General features: G+C 73.7%; 18 protein-coding genes. 9 read left to right on the top strand and 9 right to left on the bottom strand.

Annotation, left to right across the window (positions count from 1 at the left end; genetic code table 11):
* Positions 1-92 precede the first annotated feature (92 nt).
* The 5 genes from O2W18_RS14880 to O2W18_RS14860 all read left to right on the top strand — a co-directional run bounded on the left by O2W18_RS14880 (position 93) and on the right by O2W18_RS14860 (position 4234).
* Positions 93-410, top strand: a complete 318-nt coding sequence (locus O2W18_RS14880) for a chorismate mutase (protein ID WP_269188251.1) — start codon at positions 93-95, stop codon at positions 408-410.
* Between the two features lie 118 nt (positions 411-528).
* Positions 529-1092, top strand: a complete 564-nt coding sequence (locus O2W18_RS14875) for a carboxymuconolactone decarboxylase family protein (protein ID WP_269188250.1) — start codon at positions 529-531, stop codon at positions 1090-1092.
* Positions 1089-2003 carry an RNA polymerase sigma factor SigJ gene (sigJ, locus tag O2W18_RS14870; protein ID WP_269188249.1) on the top strand — a complete coding sequence of 305 codons (915 nt, stop codon included), beginning with the start codon at positions 1089-1091 and terminating at the stop codon, positions 2001-2003. Before O2W18_RS14875 ends, sigJ begins: the two co-directional genes overlap by 4 nt.
* 13 nt (positions 2004-2016) lie before the next feature.
* Positions 2017-2751 (top strand): PIG-L deacetylase family protein, encoded by a 735-nt coding sequence (locus tag O2W18_RS14865; protein WP_269188248.1) that lies wholly within the window; start codon positions 2017-2019, stop codon positions 2749-2751.
* A 112-nt stretch (positions 2752-2863) separates the two neighbouring features.
* Positions 2864-4234, top strand: coding sequence for an acetamidase/formamidase family protein (locus tag O2W18_RS14860; RefSeq protein ID WP_269188247.1), 1371 nt, complete (start codon positions 2864-2866; stop codon positions 4232-4234).
* A gap of 55 nt (positions 4235-4289) precedes the next feature.
* On the opposite strand, the gene O2W18_RS14855 is transcribed toward O2W18_RS14860, so the two are convergent.
* Both O2W18_RS14855 and O2W18_RS14850 read right to left on the bottom strand, forming a co-directional pair.
* Positions 4290-4961, bottom strand: coding sequence for a response regulator (locus O2W18_RS14855; RefSeq protein WP_269188246.1), 672 nt, complete (start codon positions 4959-4961; stop codon positions 4290-4292).
* Positions 4958-6196 carry an ATP-binding protein gene (locus O2W18_RS14850; RefSeq protein ID WP_269188245.1) on the bottom strand — a complete coding sequence of 413 codons (1239 nt, stop codon included), beginning with the start codon at positions 6194-6196 and terminating at the stop codon, positions 4958-4960. Before O2W18_RS14850 ends, O2W18_RS14855 begins: the two co-directional genes overlap by 4 nt.
* A 134-nt stretch (positions 6197-6330) precedes the next feature.
* Between O2W18_RS14850 and O2W18_RS14845 the strand changes: the two genes are divergently transcribed.
* Both O2W18_RS14845 and O2W18_RS14840 read left to right on the top strand, forming a co-directional pair.
* Positions 6331-7329 (top strand): PspC domain-containing protein, encoded by a 999-nt coding sequence (locus O2W18_RS14845; protein ID WP_269188244.1) that lies wholly within the window; start codon positions 6331-6333, stop codon positions 7327-7329.
* Positions 7322-7606, top strand: coding sequence for a hypothetical protein (locus O2W18_RS14840; protein ID WP_269188243.1), 285 nt, complete (start codon positions 7322-7324; stop codon positions 7604-7606). The genes O2W18_RS14845 and O2W18_RS14840 overlap by 8 nt, the downstream gene beginning before the upstream one ends.
* Before the next feature lie 107 nt (positions 7607-7713).
* Here the strand turns inward: O2W18_RS14840 and O2W18_RS14835 are convergent, their stop codons facing one another.
* The 4 genes from O2W18_RS14835 to guaB form a co-directional block, all read right to left on the bottom strand.
* A complete protein-coding gene (locus O2W18_RS14835; RefSeq protein WP_269188242.1) occupies positions 7714-8736 on the bottom strand; it encodes a sodium:calcium antiporter in 1023 nt (340 codons plus the stop codon).
* A gap of 77 nt (positions 8737-8813) precedes the next feature.
* A complete protein-coding gene (guaA, locus tag O2W18_RS14830; RefSeq protein ID WP_269188241.1) occupies positions 8814-10397 on the bottom strand; it encodes a glutamine-hydrolyzing GMP synthase in 1584 nt (527 codons plus the stop codon).
* A gap of 8 nt (positions 10398-10405) precedes the next feature.
* Positions 10406-11569 carry a GuaB3 family IMP dehydrogenase-related protein gene (locus tag O2W18_RS14825; protein ID WP_269188240.1) on the bottom strand — a complete coding sequence of 388 codons (1164 nt, stop codon included), beginning with the start codon at positions 11567-11569 and terminating at the stop codon, positions 10406-10408.
* A gap of 3 nt (positions 11570-11572) precedes the next feature.
* Positions 11573-13093 carry an IMP dehydrogenase gene (gene guaB / locus O2W18_RS14820; RefSeq protein ID WP_269188239.1) on the bottom strand — a complete coding sequence of 507 codons (1521 nt, stop codon included), beginning with the start codon at positions 13091-13093 and terminating at the stop codon, positions 11573-11575.
* A 189-nt stretch (positions 13094-13282) separates the two neighbouring features.
* On the opposite strand from guaB, the gene O2W18_RS14815 reads away from it, so the two are divergent.
* A complete protein-coding gene (locus O2W18_RS14815) occupies positions 13283-13717 on the top strand; it encodes a DUF5319 family protein (RefSeq protein ID WP_269188238.1) in 435 nt (144 codons plus the stop codon).
* A gap of 18 nt (positions 13718-13735) precedes the next feature.
* Here the strand turns inward: O2W18_RS14815 and O2W18_RS14810 are convergent, their stop codons facing one another.
* The gene (locus O2W18_RS14810; protein ID WP_269188237.1) at positions 13736-14494 is read right to left on the bottom strand and encodes a response regulator transcription factor; all 759 of its coding nucleotides are present in this window, start codon (positions 14492-14494) and stop codon (positions 13736-13738) included.
* Between the two features lie 368 nt (positions 14495-14862).
* Here O2W18_RS14810 and O2W18_RS14805 point away from each other — a divergent pair, with 368 nt between their 5' ends.
* The gene (locus O2W18_RS14805) at positions 14863-15162 is read left to right on the top strand and encodes a WhiB family transcriptional regulator (protein WP_036334333.1); all 300 of its coding nucleotides are present in this window, start codon (positions 14863-14865) and stop codon (positions 15160-15162) included.
* A gap of 94 nt (positions 15163-15256) precedes the next feature.
* Here O2W18_RS14805 and O2W18_RS14800 read toward each other — a convergent pair whose 3' ends face one another.
* Together O2W18_RS14800 and groL are read right to left on the bottom strand one after the other, a co-directional pair.
* Positions 15257-16885 carry a GGDEF domain-containing protein gene (locus tag O2W18_RS14800; RefSeq protein WP_269188236.1) on the bottom strand — a complete coding sequence of 543 codons (1629 nt, stop codon included), beginning with the start codon at positions 16883-16885 and terminating at the stop codon, positions 15257-15259.
* 147 nt (positions 16886-17032) lie between these two features.
* On the bottom strand, positions 17033-18673 hold the full coding sequence (gene groL / locus O2W18_RS14795) for a chaperonin GroEL (protein ID WP_269188235.1): 1641 nt from the start codon (positions 18671-18673) through the stop codon (positions 17033-17035).
* Positions 18674-18833: the final 160 nt, after the last annotated feature.

Genomic DNA, 18833 nt, shown 5'->3' with positions numbered 1-18833 from the left:
ACCGCCACCGCACACGACGCCCCGGGCCCACGGCCCCGGGGCGTTTTTCCGTCTCTGGGGTCCCGACGGCCTCCTGCACCCCGGAGGAACCGATGAGCACCGCGCTCTCAAGCAGCACCGCCCTCTCCCCCAGCACCGACAGCTCGGCCGCAGACACCGCGGCGGACCCCGCGGCGCGGATCGACGCGCTGCGCGGTGAGATCGACGCCTGCGACGCCGAGATCATCGCGCTCGTGCAGCGCCGGCTGGCCATCTCCCAGGAGATCGGCTCGCTGCGCACCGCGAGCGGTGGCATGCGACTGTCGCTGTCCCGCGAGCAGCGGGTGCTCTCCCGCTTCCGCGACGCCCTCGGCCCCGACGGCTCGACCCTCGGGATGATGCTGCTGCGCCAGGGCCGCGGCCGGCTCTGACGCCGTCCTCCTCGGCCGGCCGCTCTTGGCCCAGCCGCGGTGCGGCCGACGGCGGATGTCACGTCCGCGGGCGCTGTCCCGTCTCCCTGGGCACCAGCCGATGGAGAGGACGACGGACATGACCACCGACACCGCCCGCATCCCGCTCGACCCGCCCCGCACCCTGCTGACCCGGGCCGCGGAGTGGTGGTCCCGCCGCACCTTCGGGGCGGTGCTCGACCCGGGCGCGGCGATGGCGCACCACCCGCGCGTGCTGCTCAGCCAGGTCCGCTACGAGAAGAGCGTGGACCGGTGGCGCCGGCTGGACCCGACGCTCAAGGCGCTGGCGGTGATGTCCTCGGCGACCACCATCGGCTGTTCCTGGTGCCTGGACTTCGGCTTCTGGGAGAGCAGTCAGCGCGGCGTGGACCCGGCCAAGCTGCGCGACGTCCCGCGGTGGCGGGACAGCCAGGTGTACAGCGACCTGGAACGACGGGTGATGGCCTACGCGGAGGCCATGACGGCCACTCCACCCCAGGTGACCGACGACATGGTCGCCGACCTGCGGCGCGACCTGGACGACGCCCAGCTGGTGGAGCTCACCATGATGATCTCCGTGGAGAACTCCCGCTCCCGGACCAACGCCGCCCTCGGGCTGAGCAGTCAGGGCTTCCGGGACCGGTGCGAGGTGCCGGGCCGGTGAGCGCCGCCGCCGACCTGTTCACCGGCCACCGCCGACTGCTCTTCTCCGTCGCCTACCAGTTGCTGGGCAGCGTGGCCGAGGCCGAGGACGCCGTGCAGGACGCCTGGCTGCGCTGGTCGGCGGCCGACCGGGCCGACGTCACCGACCCGCGGGCCTACCTGGTGCAGGTCACCACCCGGCTGGCGCTCGACCGGCTCCGCTCCGCCCGAGCACGGCGGGAGAGCTACGTCGGGCCGTGGCTGCCCGAGCCGCTGCTCACCGGAGCAGACCGGGTCGCCGCAGCACCCGGTCCGGCCGATCCGAGCGAGGTCGCCGAGACCGGGGAGGCGGTGTCCTTGGCCCTGCTGGTCGTGCTGGAGACCCTCTCCCCCGCCGAGCGTGCGGTCTTCGTGCTCCGTGAGGTCTTCGCCCTCCCGGTGGCCGAGGTCGCAGCAGCGCTGGGCCGCAGCGAGTCCGCCGTCCGGCAGATGGCGCACCGGGCACGGGAACACGTGCAGGCCCGCCGTCCCCGGTTCGACACCGACCGCCGTGCGCAGCGGGAGGTGACCGACCGCTTCCTGGCGGCCTGCGCGGGCGGGGACGTCGAGGCGCTGCTGTCGGCGCTGGCCCCCGACGTGGTGCTGGTCAGCGACGGCGGCGGCAAGGCGAAGGCGGCGCTGCGGCCGATCACCGGCGCGGAGAAGGTCACCCGGTTCCTGCTCGGGGTCGCCGCGCAGGCCACGGACGTGCCCGACCTGCGGATCGAGGTCGTGGAGGTCAACGGCACCCCGGCGATCGTGGCCTGGAGCGGCGTCGAGCCGTTCCTGACCATGTCCCTCGTCGTCGCCGACGGGCGCATCGAGCAGGTGCTGGTCGTCCGCAACCCCGACAAGCTGCAGGGCCTGGCCGGACGCCCGCGCGCCGCGACCTAGGCTCGCCCGCGTGATGCCGCTGCCCGAGGCCCCTGCCCCGTTCGTCGAGCGCGCCCTGTGCGTGCTCGCCCACCCCGACGACGTCGACTTCGGCAGCGCCGGGACCGTCGCCACCTGGACCGCGGCCGGCACCGAGGTCACGTACTGCATGGTCACCGACGGCGACGCCGGCGGGTTCGACGACACCCCACGGGAGAAGATGGGTCCGCTGCGACGGGAGGAGCAGACCGCCGCCGCGGCCGCGGTCGGGGTCAGCGACGTGCGGTTCCTCGGGTACCCGGACGGGCGGCTGGAGCCGACCTTGGAGCTGCGCCGGGACATCAGCCGGGTGATCCGGCAGGTGCGCCCGCAGCGGGTGCTGACCAGCTCACCCGAGCGGTTCTGGGAGCGGATCGGCGCCAGCCACCCCGATCACATGACCGTGGGCGAGTCCACGCTGCGGGCGGTGTACCCCGACGCCCGCAACCCCTTCGCCTTCCCCGAGCTGCTGGCCGACGAGGGCCTGGATGCCTGGACGGTGTCGGAGGTGTGGCTGGGTGGTGGCCCCCGCTCGGACCACGCCGTGGACGTGACCGACGTGCTCGACCGCAAGCTCGCCGCGCTCCGCTCGCACGTCAGCCAGGTCTCGCACTGGCCCGAAGGCCAGCTGCAGGAGTTCCTGACCGGCTGGATGCGGCAGAACGCGCGCACCCACGGCCTGCCCGACGGGCACCTCGCCGAAGCGTTCCAGGTCGTGTACACAGCGTGACCGACACCGGTACGGACACCAGCCCGTCACAGAGTCACCGGATGGGCGCACCGCTGTAACAGAGCTCACGTAGACCTCTCCCGGTCCGCTCACCCAGCACCGGGAGAACACGATGACCGACGCACCGCACGAGGGCGTGGAGCCCGCGGCCGCCGCTGCACTGCTGGAGCGCGGGCTCGGCCGCCGCGCCTTCGTCCAGGCCGCCCTGGCCACCGGCGCCGTCATGGCGGCCGGCGTCGCCACCGCATCGCCGGCCGCGGCCACCGGTGGGCCCCGGACCCGGCTGCCCGGGCAGGTCCTCCAGCCCGGCACCGGCCCCATCGACGGGGACCTGTACCTCCCCTCGCGGCCCGACGAGGTGCTGTGGGGCTACCTGCCGCGCACCACCGACGCACCGGTCGCCCGGATGCGCTCCGGGCAGACGATCACCATCGACACGGTGAGCCACGAGGGGCTCCTGGAGGACCAGGGCCGCGACCCGGCGGGGTGGTTCGCCGGTCAGGGGGTGCCCCGCGAGCAGGTGCTGGACGACGCCGTCGCCATCGCGTCCGGGTACAGCCGGCACCCGCGCGACTTCGACGCCGACGGGCCGCACGTCGTCACCGGCCCGGTCCACGTCGAGGGCGCCCGTCCTGGTGACGTGCTCAAGATCGAGCCGCTCTCGGCGATGCCGCGGGTCCCCTACGGCGTCATCTCCAGCCGGCACGGCAAGGGCGCGCTCGCCGTCCAGTTCTCCCCCGACAACGGGATCAGCCCCGCCGAGGCGATGCCGCAGACGCCGGACGGCCGGGCCACGGGGGACCCGTTGCAGTACGGCAACGTCTCGGTCTTCACCCCGGTCCGCCGGGGTCGCCGCGGGGTGCCCACCGCGCACCTCCCGGTGGGCACCAGCGGCGAGGTCAGCTGGCCGCTGGACCCGTTCGCCGGGCTGATGGCCGTCGCCACGGTCGGCGACGCGACGCAGGTCAACGACCCGCTGGTGAACTCGATCCCGCCGACCCTCGGCGGCGGCAACATCGACGTCAAGCACCTCAACGTCGGCTCCGCCTTCTACGTGCCGGTGGTCGCCGAGGGGGCGTTGTTCTCCACCGGCGATCCGCACATGTCGATGGGCAACGGCGAGGTGGCCCTCACCGCGATGGAGGGGTCGCTCCGGATCACCTACCGGCTCACCGTCTGCCGCCCGGGCGCGGGCGACGCACCGTCGGTGGCCTTCCGGTACCCCTTCGGGGAGACGCCGGACGCCTGGGTGCCGATCGGGTTGTCCGACCCGGACGGCTCCCGCGACGGGCAGGGCAGTGACCTGGACGTCGCCAGCCGGCGGGCCGTGGTCAACGCGCTGGACTTCCTGGTGAACGACCGGGGGATGGACCGGGCGGTCGCCTACGCCTACCTCTCGGCGGCCGCGGACTTCGAGGTGTCACAGGTGGTGGACCGCACCGTCGGCGTGCACGGCCTGATCCCGAAGAGCCACTTCTGCTGAGGGAGGGCCACCTCCTCCCCTGTGCCCGCGAGGGGTGGGAGGAGGTGGTCCTCCCTCAGAGCAGCCGGTTGGTGGCCGCCCAGCGGGTGAGCTCGTTGCGGTTGGACAGCTGCAGCTTGCGCAGCACGTTGGAGGCGTGGGACTCCACCGTCTTCACCGAGATGAACAGCCGGCCGCCGATCTCCCGGTAGGTGTAGCCGCGGGCCAGCAGCTGCATCACCTCCCGCTCGCGGGCCGACAGCAGGTCCAGGCCCGGGTCGGTGGCCGGGTCGTCGGCGGGCACGGGCGCGGCGGGGCCGGCGGAGAAGGCGTCGAGCACGAACCCGGCCAGCCGGGGGCTGAACACGACGTCGTCCTCGGCGACCCGGCGGACGGCGTCGCGCAGGTCGGCCCCGGAGATCGTCTTGGTGACGTACCCCCGGGCCCCGGCACGGATGACGGCGATGACGTCCTCGGCGGCGTCGGAGACCGACAGCGCCAGCCAGCGGGTAGCGGGCAGCTCGGTGCGCAACGACTCCAGGACGGCGTGGCCCCCGCCGCCGGGCAGGTGCACGTCGAGCAGGACGACGTCCGGCGTGCTGGCCCGGATGCCGGCCACCGCGGTCGGCACGTCGGCCGCCTCGCCGACCACCTCGACGTCCTCGCCCAGCTCCGCCCGCACCCCGGCGCGGACCATCGCGTGGTCGTCGACCAGGAAGACCCGGGTGCGCCCCGTCGCGGCCGTCATGCCGGCGCCTCCGTCCGCTCGCGCGGCAGGCAGAGCTCCACCTCGGTCCCCTCTCCCGGTGCGGACCGCACCGTCGCCGTGCCGCCCAGTCGGGTCAGCCGTCCCACCACCGAGTCGCGCAGGCCGCGCCGGTCGCCCGGCACGGCGGCCGGGTCGAACCCGGTGCCGCGGTCCCGGACGAACACCGTCACCGCGCCCGGCGTCACCTCGCTGTACAGCGAGACGGAGGGCGCACCGGAGTGCTTCGCGGCGTTGACCACCGCCTCCCGGGCGGCCTGCCCGAGGGTGGCCACCGCGTCGTCGACGGGCAGGTCCCCCACGACGACCGGGTCGACGGTGACGGCGTGGTCGGCCTCCACCTCGGCCACCAGCCGGGCGACCAGCCCGGCCCAGGTGCCGCCGGTGGCGACGGTCGGCTCGTAGAGCCACGCCCGCAGTTCCCGCTCCTGGCTGCGGGCCAGCCGGCCCACCACCGTGGGGTCGGCCGCGTGCCGCTGGATCAACGCGAGGGTCTGCAGCACCGAGTCGTGCAGGTGTGCGGCGACCGCGGCGCGCTCCTCCGACCGGATCCGGGCGGCCCGCTCGGTCGCGCGCTGGTCCAGCAGCCGGCGCCACAGCGGGGCGGTCGCCAGCGCCAGGCCGACCAGGATCACCACGGTGGCGGTGAAGCCGTTGCGGGCGTTGGCCAGCTGCCCGGTGGTGACCAAGAGCAGCACCACGCCGATGACGCCGACGAGGACCCCGGCGGCCAGCCCCCAGCGGCTGGTGCGGCGGGAGAGCGAGGCGTCGCTGTCGGTCTGCCGCCAGATCACGGCCAGCCCGATCCCGGCGAGGGCCAGCGGCAGGACGACGTCGTAGCCGCCGAAGGTGAGCAGCTGGGAGACCAGCCCGAAGACGGCGAAGGACAGCAGGGCCAGCAGGATCAGCTGCCGGCGGCTGGGGCGCTCCCCGATCACGGCCGTGGGCGCACCGTCGCCGGAGGGGTCGGCGACCGGCATGGTCAGCCAGAGCAGCGCATAGGCGACGACGCCCACCCCGGTGAACGCCAGCCCGATCACGACGAACCGGACCACCAGCGGGTCCAGGCGCAGGTGCGCCGCCGTCCCGGCGACCACCCCGGCCAGCAGCCGCCCCGTGGCCGGCCGCACGAGCGGGGGCCGGGCCGGGCGGCCGTCGGAGAGCCCGGGCGCGGACGGGGCGGGGTGCCCGGCCGTCGGCTCGGTGCTGGTGGTCACGGTCCCGATGGTGTCACCGCCGCCGCGCCACGCACACCGGTGATCACCCGGAGGCAGGGCGGCCCGTGCGGATCAGGGTCGGTCCAGGGGGTTCCCTGATATCGCCGGGCGCCCGGAGTGGGCAGGCTCGTGGCATGACCTCAGCAGTTCCTCCCTCCACCCCGCCCCCGGCGGCCGAGCAGCCGCCGGGCTCCTGGCCGCCTCCTCCACCGCCGGGCTCCTGGCCGCCTGCCCCTCCACCGGGCTCCTGGCCGCCTCCTCCTCCACCGGGCTCGGTCGCCCGGCCCCCGCTGCGGCGCAGCCGCACCGACAAGGTGATCGGCGGCGTCGCCGGCGGCCTGGCCGAGTACACCGGCGTCGACGCCCTGCTGTGGCGGGTGGGCGCCATCGCGCTCACCCTCGCCGGCGGCAGCGGCCTGATCATCTACGTGCTGCTGTGGCTGCTCATGCCGGCCGCCCCCGCCGCGCCGCCCGGCCAGCCGGGCGCTCCGGAGCAGACCCGCACCGGCCCACGGTCCCCGGTGCCCGGGGTGACGATCGCGGCGCTGCTGATCATCGCCGGCATCGCGGTGATGCTCGACCAGTTCACCGACGTGGACCTGGGCGCCCGCGGTGTCCTGGGCAGCGCGCTGCTGATCGTGGGCGTCGGCCTGGTGTTCGGTGCGCTGACCGGGATCGGCCGGGGCGCCAAGGGCGGGCTGATCGGGCTGGGCATGGTGCTCTCCGTGGCGCTCGTGATCGCCTCGACGGTCGAGGTCCCCAGCGGCGAGATGGGCGACCGCACCTGGCGCCCGGCGTCGGCGGCCGCGGTGCAGTCGGACTACGAGAACGGGGTCGGTGACCTGCTGCTGGACCTGCGCGGCGTGGACCTGGACGACCTCGACGACCTGGACTCCCCGATCACCACCCGGATCGACTCGGGGATGGGTGACATCCAGGTGATCGTGCCGTTCTCCGCCGACGTGCAGCTGGAGGTCGTGCAGGGGCTCGGCGAGACCGACCTGTTCGGCGACAGCGTGGAGACCGGCTTCTTCCCCGGCCTGGGCACGGCCGACTGGTCCGGGGACTCCGAGCCGGAGTTCGAGATCACCATCAACGCAGGTCTGGGTGACGTGGAGGTGTCCCGTGGCTGAGCACGACCCCTACGGACGGCGGGACACCGAGGTGTTCCCCCAGAGCACCACCGGCAGCTCCGCGGCCTCCGCCGTCGACGAGTCCGGACGCCGACGCGATGTCGACAACGGCGCACTGGTCGCCGGGGTCCTGTTCATCCTGGTGGCGATCCTGCTGATGGCCGGGGTGGACCTGTCCTTCGACTGGTTCGGCAACGGGATCGCCTGGGTCATCCTGGTCGGTGCCGGGATCGCGCTGCTGGTCAACGAGTGGCGCAAGGCCCGCCGCCGCAACTGAGGGCAGCCGCCGGAGGGCCGGTGGCGGGCGGGGTCACCCGGCACCCACCCGAGGCACGCGAGATCGACCACGAGGGCTCGGGGAGCGACCGCTCCCCGGGCCCTTCGTCACCGGCTGATGACCGCCAGGGCGACCGTGGCGACGTAGATGACCGGGATCAGCAGGCCCTCGAACCCGATGCCCTTCCGGTCGCGCATCACCAGCCCGGCGGTCAGCACTGCGATCAACAGCATGGTCCCGCCGAGCAGCACCAGGCTGGTCGACCCGGCTGCCCGGTAGAGCGGCCCCTCCAGGTACCCGATGTCCGCGACGGCGATCATCAGCATGTCGAAGACGTTGCCCCCGACGATGTTGCCGACCCCGAGGGTCAGCTGCCCCATCCGCACCGCCGTGACCAGCACGACGAGCTCGGGCAGCGAGCTGACCGCCGTGGTCAGCGTGAACCCGATGATGCCGCCCTCCAGGCCGGTGCCGGCCGCCACGCCGAGGCCGGCCTGCCCGACGATCCAGCCGGCCACCCCGACGAGCAGCCCCAGCCCGGCGAGGGTGGCCCACAGCCGGCGGGTCGAGCGGTCGGAGCCCTCCTCGTCCTCGTCCTCGTCCGCCGTCGCCGACGTGTGGGTGGGCACCCACATCGGGTGGTCGTGCATCCGGCGCAGCAGCACCAGACCGTAGGCGTAGAGGATCGGGATGAGCAGCGTCACCGGGTGGATCCAGCCCAGGGTCAGCTGCGGCGTCGAGTAGGCGATCACCGGCAGCGACAGCATCGCCATGAGGATCACCGACTGCATGACGTTCTCCAGCGACGCGGCAGCGTGCTCGAGGTTGGCCCGGCGGTACACCAGGTCGGCGACGGCCAGCCAGACGGTCTGCAGGGCGATGCCGCCGATCGGGTTCGCCAGCGCGAAGCCGGCGTCGCCCTCCAGGGCCCCGGTGAGGACGGTGACGTTCCCCGGCAGCGACGTGACGGCACCGAGCAGGAGCGCACCCCCGACGGCGTCCCCGAGACCGGTGCGGTCGGCGAGCTCGTCCGCGGCGCGGGTCAGCCGGACACCGGCGAAGACGATCACCACGGCCATCGCGACCAGGGCGATCAGGCTGGGCACGAGCGGCCACGTACCGGTGGTCACTCGGGGACCTCCAGGAGTCGACGATCAGATCGACGACAACCTGATCATGACCGTTCGGGCGTCGCCACTCGGGCGACTCACTCCCACTCGATCGTGCCCGGGGGCTTGCTCGTCACGTCGAGCACGACCCGGTTCACCTCGGCGACCTCGTTGGTGATCCGGGTGGAGATCCTCGCCAGCACGTCGTAGGGCAGCCGGGTCCAGTCCGCGGTCATCGCGTCCTCGCTGGACACCGGGCGCAGCACGACCGGGTGGCCGTAGGTGCGCCCGTCGCCCTGCACCCCGACCGAACGGACGTCGGCCAGCAGCACCACCGGGCACTGCCAGATCTCGGTGTCCAGCTTCGCCGCGGTCAGCTCCTCGCGGGCGATCGCGTCGGCCTGGCGGAGCACGTCCAGCCGCTCGCGGGTGACCTCGCCGATGATCCGGATGCCCAGGCCAGGGCCAGGGAACGGCTGGCGCTGGACCAGGGTGTCGGGCAGCCCCAGCTGCCGGCCGACCTCACGCACCTCGTCCTTGAACAGCGTGCGCAGCGGCTCGACCAGGGTGAAGGTCAGGTCCTCGGGCAGCCCGCCGACGTTGTGGTGGCTCTTGATGTTCGCCGTCCCGGTGCCGCCACCGGACTCCACCACGTCGGGGTAGAGGGTGCCCTGCACCAGGAAGTCGACGGTCTCGCCGTGCTCCTTCGCGTCGGCGATCACGTCGAGGGCGGCCTGCTCGAAGACCCGGATGAACTCCCGGCCGATGATCTTCCGCTTCGTCTCCGGGTCGCTGACCCCGGCCAGCGCGGCCAGGAACTGGTCACTGGCGTCGACGACGCGCAGGTCGGCGCCGGTGACGGCGACGAAGTCCCGCTCGATCTGCTCGGTCTCGCCCTCGCGCATCAGCCCGTGGTCGACGTAGACGCAGGTGAGCCGGTCACCGATGGCCCGCTGGACCAGCGCGGCGGCCACCGCGGAGTCGACCCCGCCGGACAGCCCGCAGATGGCCCGACGGTCACCGATCTGCGCCCGGATCGACGCGACCTGCTCGTCGACGACGTTGGCCATCGTCCAGCTCGGCTCCAGGCCGGCGATGTCGAACAGGAAGTGCTCGAGCACCGTCTGCCCGTGCGGGGTGTTCTTCACCTCGGGGTGGAACTGCACGCCGGCCAGCCGCCGGTCGACGTCCTCGAACGCCGCGACCGGTGCGCCGGTGCTCGTGGCGGTGACGGTGAACCCGGGCGGCGCGGCGGAGACGGCGTCGCCGTGGCTCATCCACACCGACTGCTCGGTCGGCAGCTCACCGAACAGCTGCCCCGGCGTGGTCACGGTCAGCGGGGTGCCGCCGTACTCCCGGTCGCCGGTGCGGGCCACCGTGCCGCCGAGGCTGGCGGCCATCGCCTGGAACCCGTAGCAGATGCCGAAGGCCGGCACGCCCGCCTCGAAGACGGCCGGGTCGAGCTGCGGAGCACCCTCGGCGTAGACGCTGGAGGGCCCACCGGAGAGCACGATCGCCGCGGGCTTGCGGGCCAGCAGCTCGGCGACCGGCACGTCGGAGCCGACGAGCTCGGAGTACACGCCCGCCTCGCGGATGCGCCGGGCGATCAACTGCGCGTACTGGGCGCCGAAGTCGACGACCAGCACGGTCGGGAAGTCCATGTGCGACAGACCGCTGCTCATCGCCGCGCTCAGCCGGCCAGGTGGCCGGGTGCGTCGTCGCTGCCGCCACCGAGCACCAGGTCGACCCGCTGGAACTCCTTGAGGTCCCGGTAGCCGGTCTTGGCCATGGTGCGGCGCAGGGCACCGAAGAGGTTGGTGCGCCCGTCGGCGGCGGTGGCCGGGCCGAGCAGCACCTCCTCGAGGGTGCCGCGGGCCTGCGCCGGAGCGGAGGTGCCGCCGCGGGGCAGCCGCGGGTGCGCGGCCACCGAGTCCCACCACACGCCGCCGGCCGGGGCCTCCGCGGCGGTGCGCAGCGGCTCCCCGAGCTGGACGGCGTCCGCGCCGCAGGCCAGGGCCCGGGCGATGGCGCCACTGGTCTCGATCCGGCCGTTGGCGATGACGTGCACGTAGCGGCCACCGGTCTCGTCCAGGTAGTCCCGGCGAGCCGCGGCGGCGTCGGCGATCGCGCTGGCCAGCGGCACCCGGATCCCCATCACGGCGTCCGCGGTCGACCAGCTGTCGGCGCCGACGCCGACGATCACGCCGGCCGCTCCGGTGCGCATCAGGTGCAGCGCGGTCTGGTAGTCCGCGGCGCCGCCCACGATCACCGGGACGTCGAGGTCGGCGATGAACTCCTTGAGGTTCAGCGCGTCCCCGCCGGTGCTGACGTGCTCGGCGGAGACGATCGTGCCCTGGATGACCAGCAGGTCGACCCCGGCGGCGAGCACGGTCGGGGCGAGGGCCACGGTGTGCTGCGGGGAGACGCGCACCGCCGTCGTCACGCCGGCGTCCCGCATCTCCTTGATCCGGGCGGCGATCAGGTCGGGCTTGACCGGCTCGGCGTAGACCTGCTGCAGCAGCGCGGTCGGCGGGCCGCTGTCCGGCCCGGCGGCGTCGCGCAGCCGGCGGTAGACGTCGGTCGGGTCGTCGTACCGGGCCCACAGGCCCTCGGCGTTGAGCACGCCCAGGCCCCCGGCCTGCCCGACGGCGACCGCGGTCGCCGGGCTGACCACCGCGTCGCTGGGGCTGGTGACCAGCGGGATCTCGAACCGGAAGGCGTCGATCTGCCAGGCGGTGGAGACGTCGTCGTGGTCCCGGGTGCGCCGCGAGGGGACGATCGACACCTCGTCCAGGTCGTAGCCCCGGCGGGCGAAGCGGTTCAGGCCGATCTCGACGTTGTCACGTACTGGCATGGGTCAGCGGCCTCGGTAGTTGGGGGCTTCGACGGTCATCTGGATGTCGTGCGGGTGGCTCTCGGTCAGCCCGGCCGAGGTGATCCGGGTCAGCTGGCCACGCTCCTGCAGGTCGGCGACGGTGGCCGCACCTGCGTAGCCCATGCCCGCGCGGAGCCCGCCGACCAGCTGGTGGGCGACCCCGGAGAGCGGCCCGCGGTAGGGCACCTGCCCCTCGATCCCCTCCGGGACGAGCTTGTCGTCGGAGAGGACGTCGTCGGCGAAGTAGCGGTCCCGGCTGAAGGACTGGTTGCCGCGCTTCTGCATCGCGCCGAGGGAGCCCATCCCGCGGTAGGTCTTGTACTGCTTGCCGTTCATGAAGACCAGCTCACCCGGGGCCTCCTCGACCCCGGCGAACAGGCCGCCGATCATGACCGTGTCCGCCCCGGCGACGAGCGCCTTGACGATGTCACCGGAGTACTGCAACCCGCCGTCGGCGATGACCGGCACCCCGGCCGGACGGGCGGCGAGCGCGGCCTCGTAGATGGCGGTGACCTGCGGGACCCCGACCCCGGCCACCACGCGGGTGGTGCAGATGGAGCCCGGGCCGACGCCGACCTTGACCGCGTCGACCCCGGCGTCGATCAGCGCCTGCGCACCGGCGCGGGTGGCGATGTTGCCGCCGACCACCTGCACACCGTGGCCGACGTTCGCGAACTCCTTCTTCACCCGGGCGACCATGTCCAGCACGGCACGCTGGTGGCCGTGGGCGGTGTCGACGACGAGGACGTCGACCCCGGCGTCCACGAGCAGCCCGGCCCGCTTGTAGGCGTCCTCGCCCACGCCGAGGGCGGCGCCGACGGTCAGCCGGCCGCCGACGTCCTTGGTGGCGTTCGGGTACTGGTCGCGCTTGACGAAGTCCTTGACGGTGATCAGCCCGCGCAGCCGGCCGGCGTCGTCCACCAGCGGCAGCTTCTCGATCTTGTGCTGCTTGAGCAGCGCCAGCGCCCGCTCCGGCTCCACGCCGACCGGCGCGGTCACCAGCGGCAGCGGCGTCATCACGTCGCGCACCAGCCGGTGCTGGTCGGTCTCGAAGCGCATGTCGCGGTTGGTGACCATGCCGACCAGCACGCCGTCGGCGTCGACGACCGGGGCGCCGGAGATCCGGTAGCGGGCCGACAGCGCGTCGACCTCGGCGAGGCTGTTCTCCGGGGAGCAGGTGACCGGGTTGGTGACCATGCCGGCCTCGGAGCGCTTGACCAGGTCGACCTGGCCGGCCTGGTCCTCGGCGGCGAGGTTGCGGTGCAGGATCCCGATGCCACCGGCGCGGGCCATGGCGATCGCCATCCGCGACTCGGTGACGGTGTCCATCGCGGAGGAGACCAGCGGGATGGCGAGCCGGATGCCGCGGGTCAGCCGGCTGCTGGTCTCCACGTCGGTGGGCACGATGTCCGAGGCCCCGGGGACCAGCAGGACGTCGTCGTAGGTCAGCCCCAGCGGGGCGAACTTGGCCGGCAGTTCAGGGACGCGCTCGTCGGGCTGCATGTGCCGCCACCCTCTCGACTTCTTCGGTGGGAGCGCCTCCGAGGCGCACGGGATCCCGTCTCATGTTAGGCGGAGCTCCGGGGGGCTCCCGCCCCCCGCTACCGTGGTCCGGTGGTCGGGTGCGCCCGGCCCGACTGCTGGCTCACCAGCAGTGACCGAGAAGGCCGGCCTGTCCGGCGAGGAGGACACGTGGACGCGTGGGACGACGCATTCGGCGCGACCCCGGATCGCGACCCGGACTTCGGGGACGGTCTCGGTTCCGGTGACCACTCGGTGCAGCCACCGCTGACCATGGAGGAACGGGCCGGGGTGCTCGACGACCTGGCCGAGCTGGAGGTCTTCCGCACGCTCCTGGAGCCGACCGGGGTCAAGGGCATCGTCGTGGACTGCCCCGACTGCGACGAGGAGCACCACGTCGACTGGGCGCTGATGCAGGCGAACCTGCGCCAGCTGCTCGACGAGGGCCGGACCGGCCGGCACGAGCCGCCGTTCGACCCCGACCCCGACGACTACGTCAGCTGGGACTACGCCAGCGGCTACGCCGACGGGGTGGCCGCGCTCGCCGAGCGCGAGGAGCCCACCGGCCGGCACGGCACCGGCGGCCGGCACGCCCGCGACGACTGAGCGACCTCGGGGCTGAGGTCAGGTCATGATGCCGCGGCGGAAGCCGGTGGCGACGGCCTCGGCGCGGTCCTTGGCGCCCAGCTTGCGGAACAGCCGCCGCGCGTGGGTCTTGATCGTGTCCTCGGACAGGTAGAGCTCCCGGCCGATCTGGGCGTTGCTCTTGCCCTGGCTCATCCCGGTGAGCACCTGCATCTCCCGCCCCGACAAGGCGGCCTGCGGCGTCTCGGGCACCGTGGACCGCACCGTGGTCGGCGCCAGGCCGGCCAGCGGGCTGGCGCCGCTCCAGCCGGAGCCGGCGGGGGCGCCGGCGAGCATGCCCGCGTGCTGCGGCGTGCGTGGCGCAGGGGCCAGCTGGTGGGGCAGGCGCCCACCCTCGGGACGCATGCCGGTGCGGGACAGGCCCAGCCCGAGCTCCACCGGGCTGGCGTCCCAGCGGAGGTAGCCCCGCGCGCCGAGGGAGACCGCGGCGCGCACGGTCTCGGCGTCGTCCGGTGCGCCCAGCATCAGCACCGGCAGCGCCGGGTGGGCGCGCAGGACCTGGGTGGCCACCGACAACCCGCTGTCGGTCGCCCGCTGGGTACCGACGAGGAGGACGTCGGGCACCCGGTTGTCCAGGCGGGCCATCAGCGAGGCGGGGTCGGCGACGGCCTCGACGCGGCTGACGAACGGCAGGGCCAGCAGCCGGCCGGCGACGTCGTCCCGGACCCGGCGACGTTCGTCGAACACCCAGACGACGGATCCACCGCTGCCGTTGCCCCGCGCCCTGTCCTCGATCACGAATGCTCCCGTCTGCGCCGGTCGGAGCCGGCGGCGTACCGACCGGGCGTCGCCCGGGCGGGTGGCCGGAGCGGGGTGGTCTCCCCGCTCCCGGGAGCGCCGGCACCTCCGGTCTCCCGGACGGGTGTCGGGGTGTCCCCCACCGTGGTGGTCGGCACTCACTGTGACCACCTTGATCCGCTGAGTAGCGCAGCAACAGTGGCCGTCACCCCCGCGGGTGACGACCCGTGATCGCGCGACGGCTGAAGCACAACTCGGCCGATCTCGCAGGACGAGCACGATCGGTCGTGTTTGCGGCTGGTCGGCAGCGGGCATCGGCCCGGAAGCGACCGGGCAGACCCCCCGGTGCACCGAGCCGAGGAGGTCCAATGGCTGACATCCGCCGACTGCCCAACCCCGTGGCCGAGGTCTGGGACTGGCAGCTGCACGGTTCCTGCCGGGGCGAGAGCACGTCGCTCTTCTTCCACCCCGACGGTGAGCGCGGGCCGGCCCGCGCGCGCCGCCAGGCCGCTGCCAAAGCCGTCTGCGGACGTTGTCCGGTGATCGAGTCCTGCCTCCAGCACGCCCTGTCCGTCCGCGAGCCCTACGGGGTCTGGGGCGGCATGAGCGAGGAGGAGCGCGCGCGGCTGATCGCCGCCGAGCCCGCCGCCATCGCCGCCGCGGTCTGATCCTGTCGGCGGGAGACCTCCCCCGCCGACGAGACGCCGAGAGGGCCGGTCCGACGAACGTGTCGGACCGGCCCTCTCGGCTGTCCGGCGCGGCTCAGCCCAGGTCGCTGACGACCAGGTCCCGCCCTCGGGTCTTGGCCCCGTACAGGTGCTCGTCCGCGCGGCTGAGCAGACCGGCGATCGTCGCGCCCGCGCGCCCGGCTGTGGTGGACACCCCGGCGCTCAGCGTCACCGCCAGGTCGTCGACCAGGTCGCCCCACGGGTGGGCGGCGACCTCCCGACGCAGGTCGTCCAGCTGCCGGACGGCGCGGGGCAGGTCCCCGCCCACGAGCACCAGCAGGAACTCCTCGCCCCCCATCCGAGCGGCGAAGCCACCCGGGACGACGGAGCCCGACGCGGCGACCTCCAGCTTCGCCGCCACTGCGCGGAGCACCTGGTCCCCGACGTCGTGGGACCACGTGTCGTTGACGCGCTTGAAGTGGTCCAGGTCGACCAGCGCCACGGAGACGACCTCGCCCGCCGCGGTCGCCCGGTCCAGCACCTGCGGGAGCTGGTCGTCGACGAAGCGCCGGTTGTACAGGCCCGTCAGCGGATCACGCAGCGACAGCTCGCGGTAGCGCCGGCTCTGGCGTCGCGCCTCGGTGGTCTCGTACATCGCCTGCAGCGCCCGGGCCCGGGCATCGCGCTGCACGGACTGCAGGTCCAGCGCCGCCTGGCAGTACAGCTGGTGCTCCTCGAACGCCGCCCGGAAGTCAGCACCTGCCGCGTGCAGCTCGGCCTGCTCCCGCCGCGCGCGCACCCGGATGGCGGTCAGCCCGTGCTGCTCGCACCGGCGCACGCACTCGTCGAGCGCCTCCTGGGCGCCCGCCACGCGCCCCCGCCGCCGACGGACCTCGGCCAGGGTGAGCAGGAAGTCGGCGCCGGCGTCCCCGTCCGACGAGGCGTCCAGCGCCCCGGACCGGGTCCCCGGCTCGAGGACCCTCTCCGCTTCCTCCAGCCGGCCCAGGCCGAGGAGGGCGCGGGCGATGGTGTCCAGCCGCCCGACGTGCAACGCCACCCCGTGCTCGTCGGAGAGGGCCTGCAGCTGCGTGCTCAGGGTCAGGGCACCGTCGTACCGGCCGGCGATCGTCTCCACGTACGCCCAGTTGTTCAGGATCAGCAGCTGGCGGTCCACGTCGCCGAGCTGCTCGGCGAGACCGAGCACCTCCGCGTACCGCTCCCGCGCCCCCTCGTCTCCCTGCAGGCCCTGACAGTCGGCCAGCCGGGCGAGGTGGTCGATCCGCTGCGCCGGGGGCCCGTCGTCGCCGAGCAGGTCCACGGACTGGACGGCGTGCTCCAGGGCCAGCGAGAGGTCGCCCAGCTCCTGGAAGACGGCCGCCAGCAGGAAGTGGCTGCGGGACAGCACGTGCCGGGAACCCGCGTCGGTGGCCCAGCGCTGCACCTCGCGGGCGATCCGGCCGGCCTCGGCCACGTCCCCACGTCGTCGGGCCAGGTCGGCCGCCACCAGTCGCGCCCGCAGCTCCAGCTCCGGTACGTCCAGTGCACGAGCGGCGTCCTGCGCCGCCTGAGCCCGGTCGCCGATGCCGTCGCGGTCGAAACGCGACAGCGCCTCCAGCTCGCTGAGGGCGGCCGTCAGCTCTGCGGCCGTCAGCTCTGCGGCGTCCGCAGCGGTCGCCGGAGAGGAGAGGGACGCTGCCCTCTCACCGGCCTCCGTGTCGTGCACACCACCCCCATCGACCGCCCGACGGACAGCTTGAGCCCGGCCTCGGCGGGCTGACCCGCACGGGGTGTGCCCACCCGGCGGCCAGGAACGCCTCCGCCCCCGCTCCCAGAGGGGAACGGGGGCGGAGGTCAGCCGGTCGCGCTCAGCTCAGTGGCTGTGCCCGTGGCCGTGCGAGTGCCCGTGGGTGTGGTGCCCGGCACCGTCGGACTCCTGCTCGGCGGGCTTCTCCACGATCGCCGAGTCGGTGGTGAGCACCATCGCCGCGATCGAGGCGGCGTGCGACAGCGCCGCCTTGGTGACCTTGACCGGGTCGATGACGCCCTGGGCGGCCAGGTCGCCGTACTCGCCGGTGGCGGCGTTGAAGCCCTGGCCGATGCCCAGCTCACGGACCCGGCCGACGACGACCGGCCCCTCGAACCCGGCGTTGGAGGCGATCAGCGACAGCGGCGAGTCGATCGCCTTGCGCACCGATCGGGCACCGATCAGCTCGTCGCCGGTCAGCTCCAGGTCGTCGATCGCCGTGGCGGCGTGCACCAGCGCGGAGCCACCACCGGGGACGACGCCCTCCTCCACCGCAGCGCGGGTGGCGGCGATGGCGTCCTCGATGCGGTGCTTGCGCTCCTTCATCTCGACCTCGGTCGCGGCACCGACCCGGATGACCGCGATGCCGCCGGCCAGCTTGGCCAGCCGCTCCTGCAGCTTCTCGCGGTCCCAGTCGGAGTCGGTCGCCTCGATCTCCTTGCGGATCTGGGCGACCCGGTCGGCCACGGCGCCCGAGGTGCCGCCGCCGTCGACGATCGTCGTGTCGTCCTTGGTGACGGTCACCCGGCGCGCGGTGCCCAGCACCTCGAGGCCGACGCCGTCCAGGGACAGGCCGACGTCCTCGCTGACGACCTGGCCGCCGGTGACGATGGCGAGGTCGGTCATGAACGCCTTGCGCCGGTCGCCGAAGTAGGGCGACTTCACCGCGACGACCTTGACGGTCTTGCGGATGGAGTTGACGACCAGGGTGGACAGCGCCTCGCCCTCGACGTCCTCGGCCACGATCAGCAGCGGACGGCTGCCGGTCGCCAGGACCTTCTCCAGCAGCGGCAGCAGGCCGGCCAGGGCGCTGACCTTGCCGCTGACCATGAGGACGAGGGCGTCCTCGAGGACGGCCTCCATCGACTCGTTGTCGGTGACGAAGTACGGCGACAGGTAGCCCTTGTCGAACTGCACGCCCTCGGTGACGTCCAGGTCGGTGGTCATCCCGTTGGCCTCTTCGACGGTGATGACGCCGTCCTTGCCGACCCGCTCCATCGCCTCGCCGATCAGCTCGCCGACCTCGGCGTCCTGAGCGGAGACGGTGGCGACGCCGGCGATGGCCTTGCGGTCGTCGACGGGGATGGCGACGGCGTCGAGGGCGGCGGAGACCGCGTCCACGGCGGCGCGCATGCCTCGGCCCAGGCTCATCGGGTTGGCCCCGGCGGCGACGTTGCGCAGGCCCTCGTGCACGAGGGCCTGGGCCAGCACGGTGGCGGTGGTGGTGCCGTCGCCGGCGACGTCGTTGGTCTTGGTGGCGACGTTCTTGGCGAGCTGGGCGCCGAGGTTCTCGTACGGGTCCTCGAGATCGATCTCCCGGGCGATGGTCACGCCGTCGTTGGTGATCGTCGGGGCGCCGAAGTTCTTGTTGATGACCACGTTCCGGCCGCGGGGGCCGAGGGTGACCTTGACGGCGTCGGCGAGCTTGTCGACGCCACGCTCGAGGGCGCGACGGGCGTCCTCGTCGAACAGGATGATCTTGGCCATGCCAGACCTCTCTCAGGTGGTGCGGAGGAGAACGGAGGCAGACGACGACCGCCCCGGGACCCGGTGGTTCGGGTCGCCGGGGCGGTGTCGTGCTGCGTGGTGCTCAGGCCCGGTCCTAGGGCCCCACGGCGTGCGGAGCGCGTCGTGGGGAGGGACCGGG

Origin of the sequence: Modestobacter sp. VKM Ac-2983, assembly GCF_026967885.1 — a bacterium.
Lineage (GTDB): Bacteria > Actinomycetota > Actinomycetes > Mycobacteriales > Geodermatophilaceae > Modestobacter.
The sequence above is the reverse complement of the archived record's forward strand: the minus strand, read 5'-3'. Positions and strand labels throughout refer to the sequence as shown.

Excerpts from the sequence above, each read along its gene's own strand:
- O2W18_RS14845 (WP_269188244.1), top strand. The coding sequence starts at position 6,331 with ATGACCTCAGCAGTTCCTCCCTCCACCCCGCCCCCGGCGGCCGAGCAG.
- O2W18_RS14855 (WP_269188246.1), bottom strand. The coding sequence starts at position 4,961 with ATGACGGCCGCGACGGGGCGCACCCGGGTCTTCCTGGTCGACGACCAC.
- O2W18_RS14825 (WP_269188240.1), bottom strand. The coding sequence starts at position 11,569 with ATGCCAGTACGTGACAACGTCGAGATCGGCCTGAACCGCTTCGCCCGC.
- guaA (WP_269188241.1), bottom strand. The coding sequence starts at position 10,397 with ATGAGCAGCGGTCTGTCGCACATGGACTTCCCGACCGTGCTGGTCGTC.
- O2W18_RS14865 (WP_269188248.1), top strand. The coding sequence starts at position 2,017 with ATGCCGCTGCCCGAGGCCCCTGCCCCGTTCGTCGAGCGCGCCCTGTGC.
- O2W18_RS14880 (WP_269188251.1), top strand. The coding sequence starts at position 93 with ATGAGCACCGCGCTCTCAAGCAGCACCGCCCTCTCCCCCAGCACCGAC.
- O2W18_RS14860 (WP_269188247.1), top strand. The coding sequence starts at position 2,864 with ATGACCGACGCACCGCACGAGGGCGTGGAGCCCGCGGCCGCCGCTGCA.
- guaB (WP_269188239.1), bottom strand. The coding sequence starts at position 13,093 with ATGCAGCCCGACGAGCGCGTCCCTGAACTGCCGGCCAAGTTCGCCCCG.
- O2W18_RS14875 (WP_269188250.1), top strand. The coding sequence starts at position 529 with ATGACCACCGACACCGCCCGCATCCCGCTCGACCCGCCCCGCACCCTG.
- O2W18_RS14805 (WP_036334333.1), top strand. The coding sequence starts at position 14,863 with ATGGCTGACATCCGCCGACTGCCCAACCCCGTGGCCGAGGTCTGGGAC.
- groL (WP_269188235.1), bottom strand. The coding sequence starts at position 18,673 with ATGGCCAAGATCATCCTGTTCGACGAGGACGCCCGTCGCGCCCTCGAG.